Below are 6,497 nucleotides of genomic sequence, written 5' to 3'. Positions count from 1 at the left end.
CCCGGAAGACTCCCTCACCCCCGCCCAGGCCTTCGACGCGCTCTACGCCTTCTGCGCACCCGCCCTCGTACGGCAGACCTATCTGCTCACCGGGCGCCGTGAACTCGCCCGCGAATCGGTCGAGCGGGCCTTCCAAGTCGCCTGGCAGCGCTGGCCCGAGGTGGCGCGCGACCGGGATCCGGCGGGGTGGGTGCGGGCGACGGCGTACGACTTCGCGCTCTCGCCCTGGCACCGGTTCCGCCCCCGCTACCGGCACCCCGAACCGCCGCCCTCCGACGCGTCCGACCGTGCCCTGCTGGACGTACTCCTCAAACTCCCGCCGCCGCAGCGGCGCACGCTGCTCCTGTACGACGGGGTGGGCCTCGATCTGCCCGAGACGGCGGCGGAGACGGAGGCGACCACACCAGCGACCGCGAACCGTCTGCTGCACGCCCGCGCCGCGGTCGCCGACCGGCTTCCGGGTCTGTCCGACCCCGACGATCTCCACGACCGGCTGGCCGAACTGGCCTCCACGGAGCGGCTGCGCGCGCCCAAGCCGGCGGCGGTGCGCGACGGCAGCGAACGCCGGGCCCGCTTCTGGACGCGGGCCGCCATCGCGTTCACGGTGGCCCTCATCGGCACGACGGCACTCACCCTGCGGACGGCTCCGACCCGGTACGAGCCGCCGGTGCCGCCGGGGGCGACGGTGCGGGGGGTGCCGCCCAGGGTGGCGCCGGGGCCCCTGTCCGAGAAGGAACTGAAGCTGAGGTCGAAGCTGCGCTCAGAGGCACGAAACGGTCCAGAACGGGTGTTTCCGCAGACCCCGTGAGCAACTCGCCGTCGCGACCACGGCCGCCTTCCGACTGCGGGACCACGGTGGCTGGTCGCGCAGTTCCCCGCGCCCCTGGGGCGTTGCGGTCACCGTCGTCCGCCTGGCGCGCGGCGGGCGGGAACGTCGGTGGGCCCGTCCCCGTGCAGGGAACGGGCCCACCGGCGTTCAGACAAGTGCCGTGACTACGGCGTTCAGCCGCCCAGGATCTCGCGGGCGAGCTTGGCCGTCTCGGTCGGGGTCTTGCCGACCTTGACGCCCGCGGCCTCGAGGGCCTCCTTCTTCGCCTGGGCGGTACCGGAGGAACCGGAGACGATGGCACCGGCGTGGCCCATCGTCTTGCCCTCGGGCGCGGTGAAGCCCGCGACGTAGCCGACGACCGGCTTGGTCACGTTCTTCGCGATGAAGTCCGCGGCCCGCTCCTCGGCGTCGCCACCGATCTCACCGATCATCACGATCAGGTCGGTGTCGGCGTCCGCCTCGAACGCGGCGAGCGCGTCGATGTGCGTCGTACCGATGATCGGGTCACCACCGATGCCGACGGCGGTCGAGAAGCCGATGTCACGCAGCTCGTACATCATCTGGTACGTCAGCGTGCCGGACTTCGACACCAGACCGATACGGCCCGGCTTGGTGATGTCGCCCGGGATGATGCCGACGTTCGACTGACCCGGGGTGATGATGCCGGGGCAGTTCGGGCCGATGATCCGGGTCTTGTTGCCCTTCTTGCCGGCGTACGCCCAGAAGGCGGCCGAGTCGTGCACGGCGATGCCCTCGGTGATCACGACGGCCAGCGGGATCTCGGCGTCGATGGCCTCGACGACCGCGTCCTTGGTGAACTTCTCCGGCACGAAGATGACGGAGACGTTGGCGCCGGTGGCCTCGATGGCCTCCTTGACCGTGCCGAAGACGGGTACCTCGGTGCCCTCGAAGTCGACCTTCTGTCCCGCCTTGCGCGGGTTCACGCCGCCCACGACGTTGGTGCCGTCGCCCAGCATGAGCTTGGTGTGCTTCATGCCCGTGGCGCCGGTCATGCCCTGGACGATGACCTTGCTGTCCTTGTTGAGCCAGATAGCCATGGTGTGTTGTGTCCTCGTCCTGAGTGCTTACTTGGCGGCGTGAGCCAGTTCGGCGGCCTTGTCGGCCGCGCCGTCCATGGTGTCGACGCGCTGCACCAGCGGGTGGTTGGCGTCGGTGAGGATCTGTCGGCCGAGCTCGGCGTTGTTGCCGTCGAGGCGGACGACGAGCGGCTTGGTGACGTTCTCGCCGCGGTCCTCGAGGAGCTTCAGGGCCTGCACGATGCCGTTGGCGACCTCGTCACAGGCGGTGATGCCACCGAAGACGTTGACGAAGACGGACTTGACGTCCGGGTCGCCGAGGATGATCTCCAGACCGTTGGCCATGACCTGGGCGGAGGCGCCACCGCCGATGTCCAGGAAGTTGGCCGGCTTGACGTTGCCGTGCTTCTCACCGGCGTACGCGACGACGTCCAGCGTCGACATGACCAGACCGGCACCGTTACCGATGATGCCGACCTCGCCGTCGAGCTTGACGTAGTTGAGGTTCTTCTCCTTGGCGGCGGCCTCGAGCGGGTTGGCCGCGGCCTTGTCGTGCAGCTCGTCCCAGTCGTGACGGAACTCGGCGTTGTCGTCCAGCGACACCTTGCCGTCCAGGGCGATGACGTCACCGGAGGCGACCTTCGCGAGCGGGTTGACCTCGACGAGGAGGGCGTCCGACTTGATGAAGGTGTCCCACAGGGTGATCAGGACGCCTGCGACCTTGTCCGCGACCTCGGCCGGGAACTTCGCCGCGGCCACGATCTCCTGGGCCTTGGCCTGGTCCACGCCGTCGATGGCGTCGATCGCGATCTTGGCGACGGCCTCCGGGCGGGTGGCCGCCACCTCCTCGATCTCCATGCCGCCCTCGACGGAGGCGATGGAGAGGAAGGTGCGGTTGGCACGGTCGAGGAGGAAGGAGACGTAGTACTCCTCCAGGATCTCCGGGGCCGTCTCGGCGATCATCACCTTGTGGACCGTGTGGCCCTTGATGTCCATGCCGAGGATGTCCGTCGCGCGGGCGACGGCCTCGTCCGGGGTGGCGGCGAGCTTCACGCCACCGGCCTTGCCACGGCCGCCGACCTTCACCTGGGCCTTGACGACGGACTTGCCACCGAGACGCTCGGTGGCTGCGCGGGCCGCCTCAGGCGTGTCGATGACTTCACCGGCCAGCACCGGTACATCGTGCTTGGCGAAGAGGTCCCTCGCCTGGTACTCGAACAGGTCCACGCGCTTCCGTCCCTATCAGTGATCTCGCGGTTCGTTGGATGCGTGGGCGTGCCGCGAAGGGCAACGTGACGTCCGCCGTCTGTCACAAGGGAGGCGCACACGGTGTCCGAGCGCGCGGCATGTCCGTCTCGCAGGTTATCGCTGCTTGCGGAGGGCCCCTAAATCGAGGGTCACACCTGAGCGGTGATACCTGTCACATGATGCCGCGATCAGCAAAGATCTCTGGCACGGCGTGCCGACTGTGAGCGAACGGGAACCTGCCGGGCACACACGAGAGCTCGATCGCGGGCAGGACCCCACCGGGTTGGGGTTGACCCGGTGGGGTCCCTTGAACAGCCCGAAGGGGCACGAATGGGCCGCCCCTGTGGGCTCTGGCCGGGATGACCCCCACCCCAATGGGGATCACCCCGGCCGGTCCGCGGGGGTTCCGGCCGGACCGGCCGACGGTTTTCGGCCGTCCGGGTCCATCCGCCCCGCGGAGTCGGTCGGTCACCCCGTCAGACGCGGTACGTCCCGCTGTCTCCGTAGAGGTCCTGCTGGGCGTGCTGATGGGCGTTGTGCTGGGCGTTCTGATGCGCGTTCTGCTGGAGGTCCTGCGCAAAAGCCGGCGTGGCGGACCAGGCCACCTGCCGCACACCGGCGACCGCGTGGCCGGCCAGCGGCCCGGCCGAGCCCTGGACCGTGCCGTTCAGGTCCTCGGCGAAGGGGGCGGCCTGTGCGGCGACCCCGTGCGCGAAGGGGTCGGCCTCGCCGACGACGCCGTACGCCAGCGTGGTGGCGCTGCCGCCGACGCCGTGCACGACCGGCTGTACGGCGTCCATGACGGTCTCGACGAGAGGGTGAACGGCTCCGGTGACGCCCTCGGCGAAGGGCGCGGCCTGTCCGGCCACGCCGTGTGCGAAGGGGTCGACCTCGCCGACGACGCCGTACGCGAAGGGCTGGACGTCGCCGACCACGCCGTGGCCGAGCACCCCCGCGTCCGCGACGGCGTGCCCGGCGACCGGCACGACACCGTGCACGGCGGTGTCGGCGACGGGCGGCAGGACGGAGCCGGTGACATCTCCGGTGACGTGACCGACCAGACCGGTGGCGTACGGCGGTACGTCGGCGGCGACGCCCCGCACGACCGGCTGGACGTCGGAGACCGCGCCGTGGGCGACGGGCTGGACGCCGGCGACGGTGCCGTGGCCGAGGTGCTGGGCGTCGCCGACCACGCCGTGGGCCACCGGCTGCACGCCCTGGACGACCCCGCCGACGACCGGCTGGACGCCCGCCACGGCCTGGCCCGCCACCGGCTGGACATCGGCGACGACGCCGTACGCCAGTGCCGTCGCGGCATCGACCGTGTGCCCGGCGGTCCGGGCGACCCCGCCCACCGCGCCCCCGGCGACCGGAACGACGCCGTCCACCGCTTGGCCGACGACCGGCCGCACACCGCTCACCGCGCCGGAGGCCAGCGACTGCACACTGTCGACCGCGCTCACGGCGACCGGGGTCACCCCGGCGACGGCGTGCTCGGCGGTGGGAACGACGCCCTCGGCGGCGTACCCCGCGATCGGCACCACGCCGTTCACGGCCTGCCCGGCGATCGACGGGACGACCGCGTCGGCGGTCTGCTCGACGACCGGGGCGACCGTGCCGGGAACCGCGCCGACCGTGCCGACGACACGCTGCTCGACGCCGCCGACCGTGCCGGTGACATGGCCCGGGACGGCGGAGACGGAGGCCTCGGCGGCCGACCTGGCGGCGGTGGCCTCACCGGTGGCCGTGGACGTCACGGCCGAGGCCGCGCCCCGGGTCCTGCCGTCGAGGTGAGCGACGCCGGCCTGGCCGACGTCCCGCACACCCGCGGCGGTGCGGCCCGCGCCGGCGACGGCGTACTGCGCCTTCGTCCGTACGACCCCCTCGACGCCCTGCGCCTGCGAACGGGCCGTCGCCTGCGTGCCCTGCAACCGTGTCTGCGCCGCGGCGAGCGCCTGCTCCAGCTCGGGGGCGAAGGCGGCGAGCGGGCCGAAGAGGTAGTCGACGGTGCCGGGGGCGCCGGGCATGCCGGGGACGTTCGGGGCGTCCTGGGGCGCGTTCCGGACGTCGGCGACGGCAGAGGAGGCGGCGGCGGAGACGGCGGAGGTGTGTGCCGAGACATCGGCCTCGGCCCGCGCAGCCGCCTTGTCCGCGCGGGCGGCCTGGGCGCCCTGGATGACCTGGGCGGCGCGCTTGGCCTTGGCTGCCGTTGAGGAGGCGGTGGAGGTGGTGGCCTTGGCGGCGGACGGGGCCGTGACCTTGGCGTCGACGTAACGGCGGGACTGCTCGACGGCGGTGTCGGCGGTGCTGCCCGAGACGGTGTCGGTCACGTCGGAGACGATGCCGTTGACGGTGCCGGTGACCCCGCCGAGCAGGCCGGAAGCGTCGGTGGTGCCGGCGGTGTCGGCCGCGTCGGTGGTCATGTCCGGTACGGAGAGGGTGGAGGCGGGCAGTTCGTCCGCGCTGGCGGCGGTCGAACCGAGCGCCCAGGCGCCGGTGACACCGGCGGCTATGACGATCGAACGACGGATGTTCTTGTTCATACTGCGTCGGATCCCTAGATCTTGGGCTCCGAAGGCCCCCGGAGCGTCGCAGCGGCGAAGAACTCCAGGACTTCGGACGGTTGGGGACATTCCGCGCCGCTTCCGGTCGCGGTCCGGGCAGCTGAGGAGCTGGGACCAGCGGGACCGGGTACGGCTACGGAGGCTTCCGTCCGGGGGATGTCGGGGACATCCGGGAACTGGGGGGTGTCCGGACGGGCGGGCAGACCTGTTTCCGCCCCCGCGCGGCAGGTCTACGGCGGGGAGGGCAGGCCGGCGGCCTAGGCGGGGGAAACCGGAATGTCCCGGTGCCTGTCCTGGATCTCGTCCGCCTCGACGCGGGCGGCTGCGCCGGGCACCAGCCGCAACGGCGCCCTCGGGTTCAGCGACACGGCGTGCGCGTCCCCGTGCCGCGAGGTGCCGCTGTCACCCGCCGAACGGTTGCCCAGCACACCACCCGGGTGATCGGCCGACGCCTGCCGGACGGGGGCGTAGTCGGCCGGCGCGACGCTGTGCGCACCGTCGGACGCCACGACATGGGACGCGGTGTCGTCGGCGACGGCCACGAAGGTGGGCCCGTAGGCCACGGCCGCCGCCTCGCCGGTACGTCCCTTGTCGTCCCGTCCGTCAACGGACCCGGGCGCCGATGCCGGTGCCTCCGGCTGCGGAGCCGAGGCGCTGGGCGCCGGCAACGTCTGCCCGGGCACGGTGGGCACGTCGGGCACACCGGGGAGCGCCGGAATGTCATCACCGGGCACGCCCGGGAACTCGGGCAGATCCAGCCCCGGCCAACCCGGCCACTCCGGCGACTCGGGAGCCTCCGGCATCGAGGGCGGGGTGGGC

Annotated in this window: 4 protein-coding genes and 1 pseudogene; 1 reads left to right on the top strand and 4 read right to left on the bottom strand. The window is 72.1% G+C overall.

The genetic code is table 11. The features are described from left to right. Positions 1–808: SigE family RNA polymerase sigma factor (locus L0P92_RS40805; protein ID WP_234768193.1), on the top strand; the 808-nt coding region annotated here is incomplete at its 5' end. 194 nt (positions 809–1,002) lie between these two features. Here L0P92_RS40805 and sucD read toward each other — a convergent pair. From sucD to L0P92_RS40785, 4 genes and pseudogenes are all read right to left on the bottom strand, one after another. Further along, positions 1,003–1,887, bottom strand: a complete 885-nt coding sequence (gene sucD / locus L0P92_RS40800) for a succinate--CoA ligase subunit alpha (RefSeq protein ID WP_234768192.1) — start codon at positions 1,885–1,887, stop codon at positions 1,003–1,005. A 27-nt stretch (positions 1,888–1,914) separates the two neighbouring features. Beyond that, positions 1,915–3,093, bottom strand: a complete 1,179-nt coding sequence (gene sucC, locus L0P92_RS40795) for an ADP-forming succinate--CoA ligase subunit beta (protein ID WP_234768191.1) — start codon at positions 3,091–3,093, stop codon at positions 1,915–1,917. Between the two features lie 497 nt (positions 3,094–3,590). Then, entirely contained in the window at positions 3,591–5,657 is a 2,067-nt protein-coding gene (locus L0P92_RS40790; protein WP_234768190.1) for a hypothetical protein, read from the bottom strand. A gap of 278 nt (positions 5,658–5,935) precedes the next feature. Beyond that, positions 5,936–6,497, bottom strand: a pseudogene (locus L0P92_RS40785) (hypothetical protein); the annotation flags it as partial.

Source organism: Streptomyces muensis (genome assembly GCF_021474425.1).
In the GTDB taxonomy this organism is placed as follows: Bacteria; Actinomycetota; Actinomycetes; order Streptomycetales; family Streptomycetaceae; genus Streptomyces; species Streptomyces muensis.
Note: the sequence above shows the minus strand (reverse complement) of the source record. Positions and strands in the feature narration are given on the sequence as shown.

Excerpts from the sequence above, each read along its gene's own strand:
- sucD (WP_234768192.1), bottom strand. The coding sequence starts at position 1,887 with ATGGCTATCTGGCTCAACAAGGACAGCAAGGTCATCGTCCAGGGCATG.
- L0P92_RS40790 (WP_234768190.1), bottom strand. The coding sequence starts at position 5,657 with ATGAACAAGAACATCCGTCGTTCGATCGTCATAGCCGCCGGTGTCACC.